At 61.9% G+C, this 14890-nt stretch carries 25 protein-coding genes and 1 pseudogene; all 26 read right to left on the bottom strand.

What is annotated here, in order from left to right; all coding sequences use genetic code 11:
• Positions 1 to 138: 138 nt before the first annotated feature.
• Positions 139 to 792 (bottom strand): adenylate kinase, encoded by a 654-nt coding sequence (locus tag G7044_RS16870; RefSeq protein WP_166331016.1) that lies wholly within the window; start codon positions 790 to 792, stop codon positions 139 to 141.
• A 37-nt stretch (positions 793 to 829) separates the two neighbouring features.
• Positions 830 to 2200, bottom strand: a complete 1371-nt coding sequence (gene secY, locus G7044_RS16875; RefSeq protein ID WP_166331018.1) for a preprotein translocase subunit SecY — start codon at positions 2198 to 2200, stop codon at positions 830 to 832.
• A 120-nt stretch (positions 2201 to 2320) separates the two neighbouring features.
• Positions 2321 to 2806 (bottom strand): 50S ribosomal protein L15, encoded by a 486-nt coding sequence (gene rplO, locus G7044_RS16880; RefSeq protein WP_166331020.1) that lies wholly within the window; start codon positions 2804 to 2806, stop codon positions 2321 to 2323.
• A 149-nt stretch (positions 2807 to 2955) separates the two neighbouring features.
• On the bottom strand, positions 2956 to 3696 hold the full coding sequence (locus G7044_RS16885; protein WP_328803871.1) for a hypothetical protein: 741 nt from the start codon (positions 3694 to 3696) through the stop codon (positions 2956 to 2958).
• Between the two features lie 175 nt (positions 3697 to 3871).
• Positions 3872 to 4060, bottom strand: a complete 189-nt coding sequence (rpmD, locus tag G7044_RS16890) for a 50S ribosomal protein L30 (protein ID WP_166331022.1) — start codon at positions 4058 to 4060, stop codon at positions 3872 to 3874.
• Positions 4061 to 4071: 11 nt separating this feature from the next.
• Positions 4072 to 4638 carry a 30S ribosomal protein S5 gene (gene rpsE / locus G7044_RS16895; RefSeq protein ID WP_166331024.1) on the bottom strand — a complete coding sequence of 189 codons (567 nt, stop codon included), beginning with the start codon at positions 4636 to 4638 and terminating at the stop codon, positions 4072 to 4074.
• A 119-nt stretch (positions 4639 to 4757) separates the two neighbouring features.
• Positions 4758 to 5117 carry a 50S ribosomal protein L18 gene (gene rplR / locus G7044_RS16900; protein WP_166331026.1) on the bottom strand — a complete coding sequence of 120 codons (360 nt, stop codon included), beginning with the start codon at positions 5115 to 5117 and terminating at the stop codon, positions 4758 to 4760.
• An 11-nt stretch (positions 5118 to 5128) separates the two neighbouring features.
• A complete protein-coding gene (gene rplF, locus G7044_RS16905; RefSeq protein ID WP_166331028.1) occupies positions 5129 to 5662 on the bottom strand; it encodes a 50S ribosomal protein L6 in 534 nt (177 codons plus the stop codon).
• 10 nt (positions 5663 to 5672) lie between these two features.
• Positions 5673 to 6071 carry a 30S ribosomal protein S8 gene (gene rpsH, locus G7044_RS16910; RefSeq protein ID WP_207630350.1) on the bottom strand — a complete coding sequence of 133 codons (399 nt, stop codon included), beginning with the start codon at positions 6069 to 6071 and terminating at the stop codon, positions 5673 to 5675.
• A gap of 10 nt (positions 6072 to 6081) precedes the next feature.
• Positions 6082 to 6387, bottom strand: coding sequence for a 30S ribosomal protein S14 (gene rpsN / locus G7044_RS16915; RefSeq protein ID WP_166331030.1), 306 nt, complete (start codon positions 6385 to 6387; stop codon positions 6082 to 6084).
• 19 nt (positions 6388 to 6406) lie between these two features.
• Positions 6407 to 6967 (bottom strand): 50S ribosomal protein L5, encoded by a 561-nt coding sequence (rplE, locus tag G7044_RS16920; protein WP_166331032.1) that lies wholly within the window; start codon positions 6965 to 6967, stop codon positions 6407 to 6409.
• Positions 6967 to 7272 carry a 50S ribosomal protein L24 gene (gene rplX / locus G7044_RS16925; RefSeq protein WP_166331034.1) on the bottom strand — a complete coding sequence of 102 codons (306 nt, stop codon included), beginning with the start codon at positions 7270 to 7272 and terminating at the stop codon, positions 6967 to 6969. The genes rplE and rplX overlap by 1 nt, the downstream gene beginning before the upstream one ends.
• Complete coding sequence (gene rplN / locus G7044_RS16930) at positions 7272 to 7640, bottom strand: 50S ribosomal protein L14 (RefSeq protein ID WP_036703723.1); 369 nt, start codon at positions 7638 to 7640, stop codon at positions 7272 to 7274. The genes rplX and rplN overlap by 1 nt, the downstream gene beginning before the upstream one ends.
• A gap of 65 nt (positions 7641 to 7705) precedes the next feature.
• Positions 7706 to 7954 (bottom strand): 30S ribosomal protein S17, encoded by a 249-nt coding sequence (gene rpsQ / locus G7044_RS16935; protein ID WP_166331036.1) that lies wholly within the window; start codon positions 7952 to 7954, stop codon positions 7706 to 7708.
• A 12-nt stretch (positions 7955 to 7966) separates the two neighbouring features.
• Positions 7967 to 8173: a 50S ribosomal protein L29 gene (rpmC, locus tag G7044_RS16940; RefSeq protein ID WP_166331038.1), complete on the bottom strand. Its 207-nt coding sequence runs from the start codon at positions 8171 to 8173 to the stop codon at positions 7967 to 7969.
• Between the two features lie 268 nt (positions 8174 to 8441).
• On the bottom strand, positions 8442 to 8855 hold the full coding sequence (gene rplP, locus G7044_RS16945; protein ID WP_166331040.1) for a 50S ribosomal protein L16: 414 nt from the start codon (positions 8853 to 8855) through the stop codon (positions 8442 to 8444).
• Between the two features lie 12 nt (positions 8856 to 8867).
• Positions 8868 to 9578 carry a 30S ribosomal protein S3 gene (gene rpsC, locus G7044_RS16950; RefSeq protein ID WP_166331042.1) on the bottom strand — a complete coding sequence of 237 codons (711 nt, stop codon included), beginning with the start codon at positions 9576 to 9578 and terminating at the stop codon, positions 8868 to 8870.
• Between the two features lie 74 nt (positions 9579 to 9652).
• Positions 9653 to 10030: pseudogene (rplV, locus tag G7044_RS16955) on the bottom strand (50S ribosomal protein L22); the annotation flags it as partial.
• Between the two features lie 5 nt (positions 10031 to 10035).
• A complete protein-coding gene (gene rpsS, locus G7044_RS16960) occupies positions 10036 to 10314 on the bottom strand; it encodes a 30S ribosomal protein S19 (RefSeq protein ID WP_166331046.1) in 279 nt (92 codons plus the stop codon).
• Positions 10315 to 10317: 3 nt separating this feature from the next.
• Complete coding sequence (gene rplB, locus G7044_RS16965) at positions 10318 to 11154, bottom strand: 50S ribosomal protein L2 (protein ID WP_166331048.1); 837 nt, start codon at positions 11152 to 11154, stop codon at positions 10318 to 10320.
• Between the two features lie 81 nt (positions 11155 to 11235).
• Positions 11236 to 11532 carry a 50S ribosomal protein L23 gene (locus G7044_RS16970; RefSeq protein ID WP_166331050.1) on the bottom strand — a complete coding sequence of 99 codons (297 nt, stop codon included), beginning with the start codon at positions 11530 to 11532 and terminating at the stop codon, positions 11236 to 11238.
• A complete protein-coding gene (gene rplD / locus G7044_RS16975) occupies positions 11529 to 12149 on the bottom strand; it encodes a 50S ribosomal protein L4 (RefSeq protein ID WP_166331052.1) in 621 nt (206 codons plus the stop codon). The genes G7044_RS16970 and rplD overlap by 4 nt, the downstream gene beginning before the upstream one ends.
• Entirely contained in the window at positions 12146 to 13033 is an 888-nt protein-coding gene (gene rplC / locus G7044_RS16980) for a 50S ribosomal protein L3 (protein ID WP_166331054.1), read from the bottom strand. Before rplC ends, rplD begins: the two co-directional genes overlap by 4 nt.
• A gap of 10 nt (positions 13034 to 13043) precedes the next feature.
• Positions 13044 to 13352, bottom strand: coding sequence for a 30S ribosomal protein S10 (gene rpsJ / locus G7044_RS16985; RefSeq protein ID WP_042247848.1), 309 nt, complete (start codon positions 13350 to 13352; stop codon positions 13044 to 13046).
• Positions 13353 to 13616: 264 nt separating this feature from the next.
• Positions 13617 to 14312, bottom strand: a complete 696-nt coding sequence (locus G7044_RS16990; protein WP_166331056.1) for an alpha/beta hydrolase — start codon at positions 14310 to 14312, stop codon at positions 13617 to 13619.
• Between the two features lie 195 nt (positions 14313 to 14507).
• A partial coding sequence (locus tag G7044_RS16995; RefSeq protein WP_456238500.1) for an EF-Tu C-terminal domain-related protein occupies positions 14508 to 14890 on the bottom strand: 383 nt, incomplete at its 5' end.

Below are 14890 nucleotides of genomic sequence, written 5' to 3' on the forward strand. Positions count from 1 at the left end.
CGCCCGATTGTCAACTGTCAGTGAGGTTTCAGGCCAGCGGCGAAGAGATGGGGGGCGCTGCCCCCACGGCCTGCGGCCTTCCCCCGGGATATTTGCGCCAGAATGAAAGCGCCCGGAGCCCCCTCCGGGCGGGATCGGTTACAGGCTTTTCAGCACAGTTTCCATCTGGGCCTCGACGTCGTCCACCTCGGCCATGCCATCGACGGGATGCAGATCGCCCTTGGCATAGTAGTAACCGATCAGCGGCGAGGTCTTCTTGTAATATTCCAGCAGCCGGGTTTTCAGACTGTCAGCATTGTCATCAGGGCGGCGGCGCAGATCGGTCGAGCCGCAGACGTCACAGACGCCCTCGACCTTGGTGGGCTTGGTGGTGTCGTGGTAGACCTCACCACAATTGCCGCAGGTGTAACGGCCCGAAATGCGTTCGACCAGAGCGGCGTCATCGACCTGCATCTCGATCACACCGTCGACCTTCTGACCCATGCCGTCCAGCAGGCTGCCAAGCGCGTCGGCCTGAGCCAGGGTGCGCGGGAAGCCGTCAAAGATGAAGCCCGGCGCGTCGGTGTTTTCCAGCTTTTCACGGATCAGGCCGATGACGATTTCATCGGTGACCAGTTTGCCATCCTTCATCACCTGAGCGACCAGCTTGCCCATTTCCGTGCCCGAGGCCTGCGCCTCGCGCAGCATGTCGCCAGTGGAAAGCTGGACGAGGCCCCGACCTTCGACCATGCGACGGGCCTGTGTGCCTTTGCCCGCGCCCGGAGGCCCCAGAAGGATGATGTTCACGGTCATGGGGTCCCTCTTCCCTTTTTGCTTGAGTTCCGGCGCGTCAGCGGCGCGCCGGGGCCTTGCGTGGTTTTGTAGCGCCCGGCTTGCGCTTGCCGCGCAGCTGGGACTTCTCGATCAGACCTTCATATTGGTGCGCAAGCAAGTGGCTTTGCACCTGGTTGATCGTATCCATCACGACCGAGACCACGATCAGCACCGAAGTACCACCGAAATAGAAGGGCACGGCCAGCTGGCTGCGGATCACCTCGGGCAGCAGGCAGACTGCGGCAAGATAGGCCGAGCCGATCACCAGCACGCGGTTGACGACGTAGTCGAGGTATTCCTCGGTCCGTTTGCCGGGGCGAATGCCCGGAATGAAGCCGCCCTGATTCTTCAGGTTTTCAGCCACGTCGTCGGATTTGAAGGCGACGTTCTGAGTATAGAAATAGGCGAAGAAGATGATCATCGCGGCGAAGAAGATCAGGTAAAGCGGCTGGCCCGGGCCGAAATAGGCCAGCACGCGCGACATGATCGGCCCGGTCTGGTTGCCCGAGAAGGTCGAGATGGTAATCGGCAACAGCAGCAGCGAACTGGCGAAAATCGCCGGGATCACGCCGGCCGGGTTGACCTTGATCGGCAGGTGCGAGGATTGCCCGTCATAGATCTTCATGCCGACCTGACGGCGCGGGTACTGAATGTGGATCTTGCGCAGGGCGCGCTCCATGAACACCACGAAGGCCACCACGGCCACCACCATCAGCAGGATACCGATGATAACCGGCGTCGAGACGGCGCCCGAACGGCCCTGACTGAAGAACTGCGCCAATGCCGCCGGGATCTCGGCGACGATGCCCACGAAGATGATCAACGAAATACCGTTGCCGATGCCGCGCGCGGTGATCTGCTCACCCAGCCACATCAGGAACATGGTGCCGCCGACCAGGGTGATCACAACGCTCGCCTGGAAGAAAAGGCCCGGATCATGGGCCAGACCGCCAGCCTCCAGCGATTTCGCAAGCCCGTAGGCCTGGAACAGCGCCAGCGCCACTGTCGCGTATCGCGTGTACTGGTTGATCTTCTTGCGGCCCTGCTCGCCCTCTTTTTTCAGCTGTTCCAGCGCCGGCACCATCGAGGCCAGCAGCTGCACGATGATCGAGGCCGAGATATAGGGCATGATGCCCAGGGCGAAGACGCCCATCCGGCCAAGCGCACCGCCGGTGAACATCGACAGGATCCCGCCAAGGCCGGATTGCGCCTGCTCCATGAAGTTGCGCAGCGCGGCGCCGTCAATGCCGGGGACCGGAATATAGGTGCCAAGGCGGTAGATGATCAGCAGTCCAAGCGTGAACCAGATTCGCTGACGAAGTTCCGTGGCCTTGCCAAACGCCCCCCAGGAGAGGTTTGCGGCCATCTGTTCTGCGGCTGACGCCATATTCGCCCCCAGTTTGCGGGTCTTGATCGTGAAAGCGCCGCCGGACCTGTGGAGATCCCGCGGCGCTTAAGGAAACTCGGTGCTGTATGTAAGGGGACGGGCGTCCCCTCACAAGCACAATCACTCGGCCGCGGCGACTTCGCGGGCGGGGATGGTGACGGTGATCTTGCCGCCGGCCTTCTCGATCGCCTCGATCGCGGATTTCGAGGCACCTGCCACGGTGATGTCCAGCTTGGCTTTCAGCTCGCCCTTCGCCAGGACGCGCACGCCGTCCAGCTTGCGACGGACAACACCGGCATCGACCAGTGCGTCTTCGGTCACGGCTTTCTTCGCGTCCAGCTTGCCCGCGTCGATGAAGGACTGGATCTGGCCCAGGTTCACGACGGCAAAGGTCTTGGCGTTCGGCGCGGTGAAGCCGCGCTTCGGCAGGCGGCGGTACAGCGGCATCTGGCCGCCTTCGTAACCGTTCAGTGCGACACCCGAACGCGAGGTTTGGCCCTTGATACCGCGGCCAGCGGTTTTACCCTTGCCCGAGCCCGGACCGCGCGCCACGCGCTTTTTCTTGCGGTTCGCGCCTTCGTTGTCGCGGATTTCATGCAGTTTCATATCGCTTCTCCTGAAGCCGGAAGCGCCCCATGAAGCGAAGGGGGCGGACACGGCGTTTCTTGATTTTTGAATCAGTGCCGATGGGCACCGGCGGCGTATAGCGCGCGCGGCCGCGGCATTCAAGCCCCCCGCGCGATGCCCGCGGGATCTTAGAAGGCGAGCCAGACGCCCAGCTTGACGGCCGGGTCGCCTTCGCCCCAGATCGGCAGAACCACACCAAGCTCGCCCTTGGCCGGACCGCCCAAATCGCGCACCAGGGTCGTTGCCAGCTTGCCAGAGAAGCCGATATCGTCGCGGTCCTCCAGCCGCAACTGATTGATGAGCATCATCGACCCCGTCGCATGCCAACCAAGTGTCGCGTCGATTTTGGCCGTCATCTCGGGCGTCAGATAGCTGAGCAGACTGCCGCCCTGCCCCGCCATTGTCGCAAGCTCGTCCTCGTCCTTCATCGGTGCGGCGATTTTCAGCCGCGCATCGACCGCCAGCCAACCGCCGCCCCGAACCGTCCGCAGTAGTGGCAGGCTGTCCCAGCCCCGCCCCCAGGACCCGCCGATCTGCGCCAGCGGCACCAACGCGCCGTCGCGTCGCAGCGCGCCTATCCCGGTCGAGACGGTGATCCGGTCCGCTCCCGTGCCCTTGTCCAACGCCCGTTGCCACCAGACCATCGCGCTGGTTTCACCGGCACTGCTGTGGCCAAGCTCGAAACCCAGCGTGTCACGGGCATTCATCCCGTATTCGCCGTAAAGGCCGGTATAGCTGTTGCCTTCACGGTCGAGTTCCCCGGAAAAGGACAGAAAGACCGCCCCCTTCTCTCGCGGCCAGGGGCCGGCCTTGGCCGCGCCGGCGCAGGTCAACAACATTAGCAGGCAGAAGCGAATCGTCAGCCGCACGTCCAGGTCCTCGTTCGCGGGGATCAACGAGGTCAGGGTAGACGGGGCTGGTTAGCGAAAGGTTAATTCGGCCCACTTGCCAACGAAAACGCCCCGCGCGACAGGCGGCGCAGGGCATGGAGTGCCGCGCTTGGGGCACCCAAAAGAAAAAGGCCGGGTCGCCCCGGCCTCGATCTCAGTTCTTTTCTTCGATGATCACCGCGAGGTGCGGGATCTTCGCGACCATGCCGCGGACGGCCGGGGTGTCTACCAGCTCACGCGTGCGGTGCATCTTGTTCAGGCCCAGGCCTTTCAGCGTTTCGCGCTGAACGGCGGGGCGGCGGATCGGCGAACCGATCTGCTTGACGACGATGGTTTTAGCCATTGTGCCTCTCCTTACGCTTCGGCGGCTTCAGTGGCCGGCTTGTCCTGCGAGGGCAGGATGTCGGCGACTTTCTTGCCACGACGCTGTGCGACGGCGCGGGGCGAAGCTTCGCGCTTCAGACCGTCCAGCGTGGCGCGGATCATGTTATAGGGGTTCTGGGAACCCAGCGATTTCGCAACAACGTCCTGAACGCCCAGCATCTCGAACACGGCGCGCATCGGACCACCGGCGATGATCCCGGTACCGGGGACAGCAGTGCGCATCACGACGCGGCCAGCACCGTGGCGGCCTTCGATGTCATGGTGCAGGGTGCGGCCATCGCGCAGCGGCACGCGGACCATCTGGCGCTTGGCTTGTTCGGTCGCCTTGCGGATGGCTTCCGGCACTTCCTTGGCCTTGCCCTTGCCGAAGCCGACACGACCACGCTGATCGCCGACAACGACCAGAGCGGCGAAGCCGAAGCGCTTACCACCCTTGACGGTTTTCGACACGCGGTTGATCGCGACCAGACGGTCCTGGAATTCCGGGGTTTCTTCGCGCTCTTCGCGACGGCCCCGACGGTTTTCACGTTCTGCCATATGGCATTCCTTCATATCTGGCGCATAACCGCGCCGTTGGTATCAATCCAAGTGGGCAGGAATGGCCACAGGCCCCCTGCCCCCGGATCATCGGGACGGCGAGATCGCCGCCCACAGGTTCAGAACTTCAGACCGCCTTCGCGGGCTGCGTCGGCCAGAGCCTTGACCTTGCCGTGGAACAGGAAGCCGCCACGGTCGAAGATGACTTCTTCGACACCGGCTTTTTTCGCACGTTCCGCGATCGCAGCGCCAATCTTGGCTGCGGCTTCGACGTTGTTCTTGCCCACCACGCCGAGATCTTTTTCCAGCGAGGACGCCGCCGCCAGGGTCACACCCTTGACGTCGTCGATCACCTGGACCGAGATGTTCTTCGACGAACGGTGGACCGACAGACGCGGACGACCATTGCTGATCGCGCGCAGTTTGTTCCGGTTGCGCAGGCGGCGCTTGAGGAACAGCTCTCTTTTGTTCAGTGCCATTTTTGCGCCCCTTACTTCTTCTTGCCTTCCTTGCGGAACACGAACTCGCCCTTATAGCGGATGCCCTTGCCCTTATAGGGCTCCGGCGCGCGCCATTCGCGGATGTTCGCGGCGACCTGACCAACCAGCTGCTGGTCAATGCCTTCCACAACGATTTCGGTCTGCTTCGGCGAGGTGATCGTCACGCCGTCGGGCGTTTCGAAATTCACTTCGTGGCTGTAACCCAGCGACAGTTTCAGGGTCTTGCCCTGCATCGCGGCGCGGTAACCCACACCCTGGATCTCCAGCTCTTTCTTGAAGCCTTCGGACACGCCGACCGTCAGGTTCGCAACCATGCTGCGGGTCATGCCCCACTGCTGGCGCGCACGCTTGGACTGCCCGCGCGGAGCGACGACAACGCTGCCGTCTTCCACTTTCAGGTCCACATCATCGGTCGCGGTGAAGGTACGGGTGCCCTTCGGACCTTTGACCTCGATGGTCTGGCCCTTGACTTCCGCCGTCACGCCCTTGGGCAGTTCGACCGGCTTTTTACCAATACGAGACATCCTGCCCTCCTTAGAATACGGTGCAGAGCACTTCGCCGCCGACATTGGCGTTGCGTGCATTTGCATCCGACATCACGCCTTTCGGCGTCGAGACGATGGAAACGCCCAGACCCTGACGGACCTGCGGGATTTCCTTGGCACCGGCATAGACGCGGCGACCCGGCTTCGAGACACGGGCAAGCTCACGGATGACCGGCTGGCCTTCGAAGTATTTCAGCGAGATTTCCAGCTCGGTATGGCCGGCATCGGTGGTGACTTCTTCATAGCCGCGGATGTAGCCTTCGGCCTTCAGCACGTCCAGAACCCAGGCGCGCAGTTTCGAGGCCGGGGTACGGACGGTCGATTTGCCGCGCATCTGCGAGTTGCGGATACGGGTCAGCATATCGCCGAGAGGATCGTTCATATTCATTGTCGCCCCCTTACCAGCTCGATTTGACCAGGCCCGGGATCTGGCCCTGCGAGCCGAGCTCGCGCAGCATGATCCGGCTGAGTTTCAGTTTGCGGTAATACGCATGCGGACGGCCGGTAAGCTGGCACCGGTTGTGCAGACGCGTCGCCGAGGAGTTGCGCGGCAGTTCAGCCAGCTTCAGCGAAGCCTTGAAACGCTCTTCCATCGGACGTTCTTGATCGTTGATGATCTCTTTCAGGTTGGCGCGCTTTTCAGCGTATTGCGCAACCAGACGTTCGCGCTTCTTCTCGCGCTCGACCATGGATTTCTTAGCCATATCTTCTTTCCCCTCGCGATCAGCTGTTGAACGGCATGTTGAAATGCTTCAACAGCGCTTTCGCTTCCGCGTCGGTCTTCGCGTTGGTGCAGATGATGATGTCCATCCCCAGAACTTCGTCGACCTTGTCGAAGTTGATTTCCGGGAACACGATGTGTTCTTTCAGGCCCATGGCATAGTTGCCGCGACCGTCGAACGAGGTGCCTTTCACGCCGCGGAAGTCGCGGACGCGGGGCAGCGCGATGTTGATCAGGCGATCCAGGAATTCATACATCCGGTCGCCGCGCAGGGTGACCTTGGTCCCCAGCGGCATTTCCTCGCGAACGCGGAAACCGGCGATCGAGTTCTTCGCCTTGGTGATGACAGCCTTCTGGCCAGCGATCAGCGACAGCTCTTCTGCGCCCTGCTTGACCTTCTTGGTGTCCTTGACGGCCTCGCCGATGCCCATGTTCAGGACGATCTTGTCCAGCTTGGGGATCTGCATGTCGTTCTTGTAGCCGAACTCTTCTTTGAGAGCGGCGCGGATCTGGTCCTTGTAGACCGACTTCAGACGCGGGGTGTAATTGGCTTGGTCCAGCATCAGATCACGTCTCCCGTGGTCTTGGCGAAACGGACCTTCTGGTCGCCTTCCACGCGGAAGCCAACACGGGTCGCCTTGCCGTTCTTGTCCAGCAGCGCGAGGTTCGACAGGTCGATTGGCATCGACTTGGCGATGCGGCCGCCCTGGCTGTTCTGCGACTGACGGGTGTGGCGAAGTGCGACGTTGATACCGTCGACAACGGCCTTACCGTCCTTCGGCATCACCGCAGTGATTTCGCCCTGCTTGCCCTTGTCCTTGCCGGCAAGGACGACGACCTTGTCGCCTTTTTTCAGCTTGGCAGCCATTACAGCACCTCCGGAGCGAGCGAGATGATCTTCATGAAGTTCTTCGCACGCAGCTCGCGCACGACCGGCCCGAAGATACGGGTGCCGACCGGTTCGCCCTGGTTGTTCAGGATGACGGCGGCGTTCTGGTCGAAGCGGATCGAGGTGCCGTCTTCGCGTTTCACTTCTTTGGCGGTGCGCACGACGACGGCCTTGCGGACGTCACCTTTCTTCACGCGACCGCGCGGGATGGCTTCCTTAACGGAAACGACAATGATGTCGCCCACCGACGCATAGCGACGGTGCGAACCACCCAGAACCTTGATGCACTGCACCCGGCGAGCGCCGGAGTTGTCAGCTACATCCAGATTGGTTTGCATCTGGATCATGGTTTACTCCCGACCTTTGGGGTCGGCGATGCGTGCCGCCCCAGGGTTTCGAATATATCTGGACCTCAGGCCGACGCTTGCGCGTCGTCCGTCAGAACGGTCCAGCGTTTGGTTTTCGAGATCGGCGCACATTCGATGATACGAACGGTGTCACCAACCTTGAACTGGTTATCCGCGTCATGGGCGCGGTATTTCTTCGACGAACGCACGGTCTTGTGCAGCAGCGGGTGCTTGAAGCGGCGTTCGACCAGGACGGTCACGGTCTGCTCGTTCTTGTCCGAGGTCACGGTGCCTTGCAGGATGCGTTTGGGCATATCAGTGTCCCCTTAGTTCGAGGCAGCGGCGTCGGCCGCTTTCTGGTTCAGAACGGTCTTCACGCGGGCAACGTCGCGACGGACGGCACGCATGCGCGCGGTCGATTCGAGCTGGCCAGTGGCCTGCTGGAAGCGCAGGTTGAACGCTTCCTTCTTCAGCGCAACCAGCTGCTCTTGCAGCTGCTCGGGCGTTTTTTCTTTCAGTTCGGCGGCTTTCATGCCCCTTGATCCTTTCAACATCACCGGAGAGCCCCGCTTCGCGGGCCACCCTTTATCCGGTGGAGTTTCGTGATGAAGCCGTGCCTATAGGCCGGTTCCGGCTGGATGACAAGCAATTTCTACCGCATCCCGGCTTTTTCTGGCGCCGCCGCGCTCAGGCGACTTTGACCGCCCTGCCCGCGCGGAATACCTGGCCGATGCAGATCGAAACACAAAGGCCCCGCCTGCGCGGCGGGGCCTTCGATCTTTGTCTACGCGACGACCGGGATTACCAGTCGGTGCGTTCCACGATGCGGGTCATGACCGGCAGTTTCATCGCGCCAAGACGCAGCGCCTCGCGGGCGATGGTCTCGTTCACGCCGTCGATCTCGAACATGATCCGGCCGGGGTGGACGCGGGCGGCCCAGTAATCGATCGAGCCTTTACCTTTACCCATACGCACTTCGGTCGGTTTCGACGAAACCGGAACGTCCGGGAACACCCGGATCCAGACCCGGCCCTGACGCTTCATGTGACGGGTGATCGCGCGGCGGGCCGCTTCGATCTGGCGCGCGGTGACGCGCTCGGGCTCGGTCGCTTTCAGGGCGAAGGAACCGAAGTTCAGATCGTATCCGCCCTTCGCTTCGCCGTGGATGCGGCCCTTGAACTGTTTGCGGAACTTCGTCCGTTTCGGTTGCAGCATTTCACCTTCTCCTTAGCGGGCGTCGCGACGCGGGCCACGCGGTGCCGGACCTTCCTGAGCCTCGGCAGCCTTGCGGTCGCGGGCCTGCGGATCATGTTCCATGATCTCGCCTTTGAAGATCCACACCTTGATGCCGATGATCCCGTAAGGGGTCATGGCTTCGGACAGCGCATAGTCGATGTCGGCGCGCAGCGTGTGCAGCGGCACACGGCCTTCGCGGTACCATTCGGTCCGTGCGATTTCAGCACCGCCCAGACGGCCGGCGACGTTGACGCGGATACCCAGGGCACCCATGCGCATCGCGTTCTGAACCGAGCGCTTCATGGCGCGGCGGAACGAAACCCGGCGCTCCAGCTGCTGCGCGATAGATTCAGCGACCAGCTGAGCGTCCAGTTCCGGCTTGCGGACTTCGACGATGTTCAGGTGCAGCTCGCTATCGGTGAACTGCGCCAGTTTCTTGCGCAGAACTTCGATATCGGCGCCCTTCTTGCCGATGATGACGCCCGGACGCGCAGCGTGAATGGTCACGCGGCACTTCTTGTGCGGACGCTCGATGATGACGCGGCTGATGCCGGCCTGCTTGGCTTCCTTGTGCACGAATTCACGGATCTTCAGATCCTCGAGCAGCAGGTTGCCGTAGTCCTTGTCGTCGGCGTACCAACGGCTGTCCCAGGTGCGGTTGACCTGGAGGCGCATCCCGACGGGGTTAACCTTCTGACCCATTACGCTTGCTCCTCTGCGGTGGTCGCCTTGGCGGGCTTGCGGGCAGCCTTCTTGGCCTCCGCAGCAGCGGCCGCGGCGGCCGGATCGACCTCGCGCAGCTTGATGGTGATTTCCGAGAACGGCTTCATGATCTTGCCGTACCGGCCACGGGCGCGCGGACGGCCCCGCTTCATGACCATGTTCTTGCCGACCCATGCCTCGGCGACGACCAGGTTGTCGACGTCCAGGTTATGGTTGTTTTCGGCGTTGGCAATTGCCGACTGAAGGCACTTCTTCACGTCGCCCGAGATGCGGCGCTTCGAGAAGGTGAGATCGGCCAGGGCCTTTTCGACCTTCTTGCCACGGATCAGGCCAGCAACCAGGTTCAGCTTCTGCGGCGAGGTGCGCAGCATGCTGGTCTTGGCCATGGCTTCGTTATCGGCCACGCGGCGCGGATTCTTTTCCTTACCCATGACGATTACTTCCTTTTCGCTTTCTTGTCGGCGGCGTGACCGTAATAGGTCCGCGTCGGCGAATATTCACCGAACTTCTGGCCGATCATTTCCTCGGTCACGGCGACGGGGATGTGCTTGTGACCGTTATAGACGCCGAAGGTCAGACCGACGAATTGCGGCAGGATCGTCGAGCGGCGCGACCAGATCTTGATCACGTCGGACTTGCCGGCTTCGCGGGCCTTTTCGGCCTTCTTCAACACATAGGCGTCGACGAACGGGCCTTTCCAGATAGAACGTGCCATGGATTAACGCCCCTTCTTCGCGTGACGCGACCGCAGGATGTACTTGTCGGTCGACTTGTTCGAGCGGGTCTTCTTACCCTTGGTGTCCTTACCCCACGGGGTCACCGGCGTACGGCCACCCGAGGTACGGCCCTCACCACCACCATGCGGGTGATCGATCGGGTTCATCGCAACACCGCGGACGCTCGGGCGGATGCCCTTGTGGCGGTTGCGGCCAGCCTTACCAAGGTTCTGGTTCGAGTGGTCGGCGTTCGAAACAGCGCCGATGGTCGCCATGCATTCCTGACGGACCAGACGCAGCTCGCCCGAGGACAGACGGATCTGGGCATAGCCACCGTCACGACCGACGAACTGGGCATAGGTGCCTGCCGAGCGGGCGATCTGACCGCCTTTGCCCGTCTTCAGTTCGACGTTGTGGACGATCGTGCCGATCGGCATGCCGCTGAAGGGCATGGCGTTGCCGGGCTTCACGTCGACCTTGGTGCCAGCGACGACGGTGTCACCCACGGCCAGACGCTGCGGAGCCAGGATATAGGCCTGCTCGCCGTCTTCGTATTTGATCAGTGCGATGAACGCGGTGCGGTTGGGATCGTATTCGATCCGCTCGACCGTCGCCGGAACATCAAATTTCGTGCGCTTGAAATCGACGATGCGATACAGGCGCTTTGCCCCGCCGCCCTTGCGGCGCATGGTGATCCGTCCGGTGTTGTTCCGGCCGCCCTTCTTGGTCAGACCCTCGGTAAGGGATTTGACCGGACGACCTTTCCAAAGCTCCGAACGGTCGATCAGAACCAGCCCACGCTGGCCAGGCGTCGTCGGTTTATACGACTTGAGTGCCATCTTTCTGTCTTCCGTTGCTTTGTTTCGTCAAATGCTCAAGCGGTCCCCGTATAACGGAGACCGCAATCTTTCAAGTCTGGATCACAGACCGGTGGACACGTCGATCGTGTTGCCGGCTTCCAGCGTGACATAGGCTTTCTTCACGTCCGAACGGACGCCGGGGCGGCCGCGGAAACGCTTGGTCTTGCCTTTGGTCACGGTCGTGTTGACCGCTTTGACCTTGACGTCGAACAGGTTTTCCACAGCTTCCTTGATCTGCGGCTTGTTCGCGTCCATCGCCACTTCGAAAACGAAGGCATTGCTTTCGCCTGCCAGGCTCGCTTTCTCGGTGATGATCGGCTTGCGGATCACGTCGTAATGTTCAGCTTTCGCGCTCATTTCAGGCGAGCCTCCAGAGCTTCGACACCAGCCCGCGTGATGACCAGGGTATCACGCTTCAGGATGTCATAGACGTTGGCGCCCATCGACGGCAGAATATCCACGCCTTCGATGTTGCGCGCGGCGCGGGCGAAGCCTTCGTTGACTTCGGCACCGTCGATCACCAGCACGCGCTTCCAGCCGTTTTCTTTCACGGCCTTGGCGACAACCGAGGTCTTGGCATCGGCGAGGTTCAGATCCTCGATGATGACCAGTTCACCTGCGGTGGCTTTCGCCGACAGGGCATGCTTCAGGCCCAGGGCGCGCACTTTCTTCGGCAGATCGAAGGCGTGCGAACGCGGGGTCGGGCCCTTGTAGACACCACCCTTGCGGAAGATCGGCGCCTTGCGGGAACCGTGACGTGCGCCGCCGGTGCCTTTCTGGCGATAGATCTTCTTGGTCGAGTAGGACACTTCCGACTTGCCCAGCACCGAGTGGGTACCAGCCTGCGCCTTGGCGTTCTGCCAGCGCACGACGCGCTGCAGCAGGTCGCCGCGCGGTTCAAGCCCGAAGATCTCGTCGGCCAGCTCGATCGACCCGGCTTTGCCCGAGTCCAGCTTGATCACATCGAGTTTCATTCCTTGTTCTCCCCTTCCGGAGCGGCATCGTCAGCCTGGTCCGCATTCGGGTCGGCAGCTTCCTTGTCAGCGGCAATCGATGCCTCTGCTTCGGCAAGCGCTGCAGCTTCCTGCTCGGCGGCCAGACGGGCGGCTTCCTCGCGGGCGGCTTCTTCCTCGGCAGCGGCGGCAGCAGCAGCTTCTTCCGCAATACGCTGAGCTTCCTTCAGCTTCGAACGGGTCGCAGCCGGGGTGATCAGGTTTTCGGGAAGGGCTTTCTTGACGGCGTCCTTGACGACGACCCAGCCACCTTTCGAACCCGGCACCGAGCCCTTGACCATGATCAGGCCACGCTCGCTGTCGGTCTTGACCACTTGCAGGTTCTGCGTGGTGACGCGAACGGCACCCAGGTGACCTGCCATTTTCTTGCCCTTGAACACCTTGCCGGGGTCCTGGCACTGGCCGGTCGAACCGTGCGAACGGTGACTGACCGAGACGCCGTGCGAGGCGCGCAGACCACCGAAGTTGTGGCGCTTCATCGCACCGGCAAAGCCTTTACCGATCGAGGTACCGGCGATGTCGACGAACTGGCCAGCGAAATAGTGGTCAGCAACGATCTCTTCGCCGACGGCGACCAGATTGTCTTCCGAGACGCGGAATTCGGCAACCTTGCGCTTCGGCGCGACACCGGCCTTGGCGAAGTGACCGCGCAGCGCGGCGGTGGTCCGCTTGGCTTTCGCCTCGCCTGCACCCAGCTGGACGGCAACATAGCCGTCACGGTCAGCGGTCCGCTGGTCGATGACCTGCAGATTGTCGAGATGAAGAACGGTCACCGGAACCTGGCGGCCGTCTTCCAGAAACAGCCGGGTCATGCCCAGCTTCTTGGCGATAACACCCGTACGCATTGTCGCCTCCTTACACCTTGATCTCGACATCCACGCCAGCGGCGAGGTCGAGCTTCATCAGCGCGTCAACGGTCTGCGGCGTCGGGTCGACGATGTCCAGCAGGCGCTTGTGCGTGCGGATTTCCCACTGGTCACGCGACTTCTTGTCGATGTGCGGACCGCGCAGAACGGTGAATTTTTCGATCTTGTTCGGCAGCGGGATCGGCCCGCGAACCGTGGCACCCGTGCGCTTGGCGGTGTTCACGATTTCCTGAGTGCTGGCATCCAGCACGCGGTAATCGAACGCCTTCAGCCGAATGCGGATATTCTGACTTTGCATCGTCATCCCTCGGAGCTTTGAGGGTTCCAGTCGAGAGGCTGACGACACACCACGCGGCGCCAGCATCGGACCTGTATAAAAACTGCGAAGCCGCCCTATAGGGGGCGGCCCCGTCAGATGCAAGCGAATCCTTGTGTGAAAGGCGGATTCGGTCGCGATGCGCGCGTATAGCGTCAGGGATAGGGCTTGGTCAAGGGGCGGCTAGCCACGACCTTGACCAATTGCGCCACCTATCCCATCGCGACAGCCCTGCTTCCGACCCGTTCAATAACCTGTTTCTGTCGCGGCCTCGTCGATCAGATCGGCGATTTCTTCGGGATGCGAGGCAAGCGAGGCATGGCTCGCGGCAAGATGCACCACTCTCTTGGGATTCATCCGGCCCGACATCATTTCCTGATTCTCGGGATCGATCATCCGATCATGGGTCGAAACCTGATACCAGCACGGCTTGGCCTTCCACGCCGGCGCAGTAACATTGTCACCAAAGGTGCTCGCCAGTGGCGCTTTCTGAGTGACGGCCATCACCAGCGCCTCATCTTCGGGCAGGTCCTGGCAGAAGCTTTCGTGAAATTTGTCCTGTTTGATCCACAGATAGCCATCACTGTCGGGGGCCAGGTTCGGGAATGCCTCCGGCGGCTTCGCCTGGCTTATCCCGCCCGGGCTTTCGCCTGCGTCCGGTGCAAAGGCCGCGACATAAACCAGCCCCTGAACATTCGGCAGATCGCCCATCTCGGTTATGACGGCGCCACCATAGGAGTGGCCGACCAGAACCACCGGGCCATGGATCTGCTTGACCATCTTGCGGGTGCGTTCGGCATCGTCAGCCAGCGAGGTCAGCGGATTCTCGACCGCGCGCAGGTCGTGATAGCCGCGCTTGTGAAGCTCCTTGATGACGCCGGCCCAGTGCGCGGCACCTCCCCAAAAGCCGTGGACAAGCACTATCGTGGGTCTTTGTGGCATTTTCCACTCCTTCTCCCTCGCGGTGATGGCCGCGCCCAGACAGGACCATGTGGCCCTTTCGTCTAATTTGCCTGAGCAGACAGGGAACTACCAGACGGGACGAAGAGCGGTCGCAGCTCCCCCTTCAACACACGAAAAAGGCCGCCCCGAGGGGCGGCCTTCCATCACGATATCCTTTAGCCCGAGGGCTTCGGATCACTCGATGATTTTCGACACCACGCCGGCGCCGACGGTGCGGCCGCCTTCGCGGATGGCGAAGCGCAGTTTTTCTTCCATCGCGATCGGTGCGATCAGTTCGACTTCGAACTTCAGGTTGTCGCCCGGCATCACCATTTCCGTGCCTTCCGGCAGCTTCACCGTCCCGGTCACGTCCGTCGTGCGGAAGTAGAACTGCGGGCGGTAGTTCGCGAAGAACGGGGTGTGGCGGCCGCCTTCTTCCTTGGTCAGGATATAGGCTTCGGCTTCGAACTTGGTGTGCGGGGTCACCGATTTCGGCTTCACCAGAACCTGGCCACGCTCGACGCCGTCACGGTCGATGCCGCGCAGCAGAACGCCGACGTTGTCGCCAGCTTCCCCGC

The organism is Paracoccus xiamenensis, assembly GCF_011308835.1.
GTDB classification, from domain to species: Bacteria; Pseudomonadota; Alphaproteobacteria; order Rhodobacterales; family Rhodobacteraceae; genus Paracoccus; species Paracoccus xiamenensis.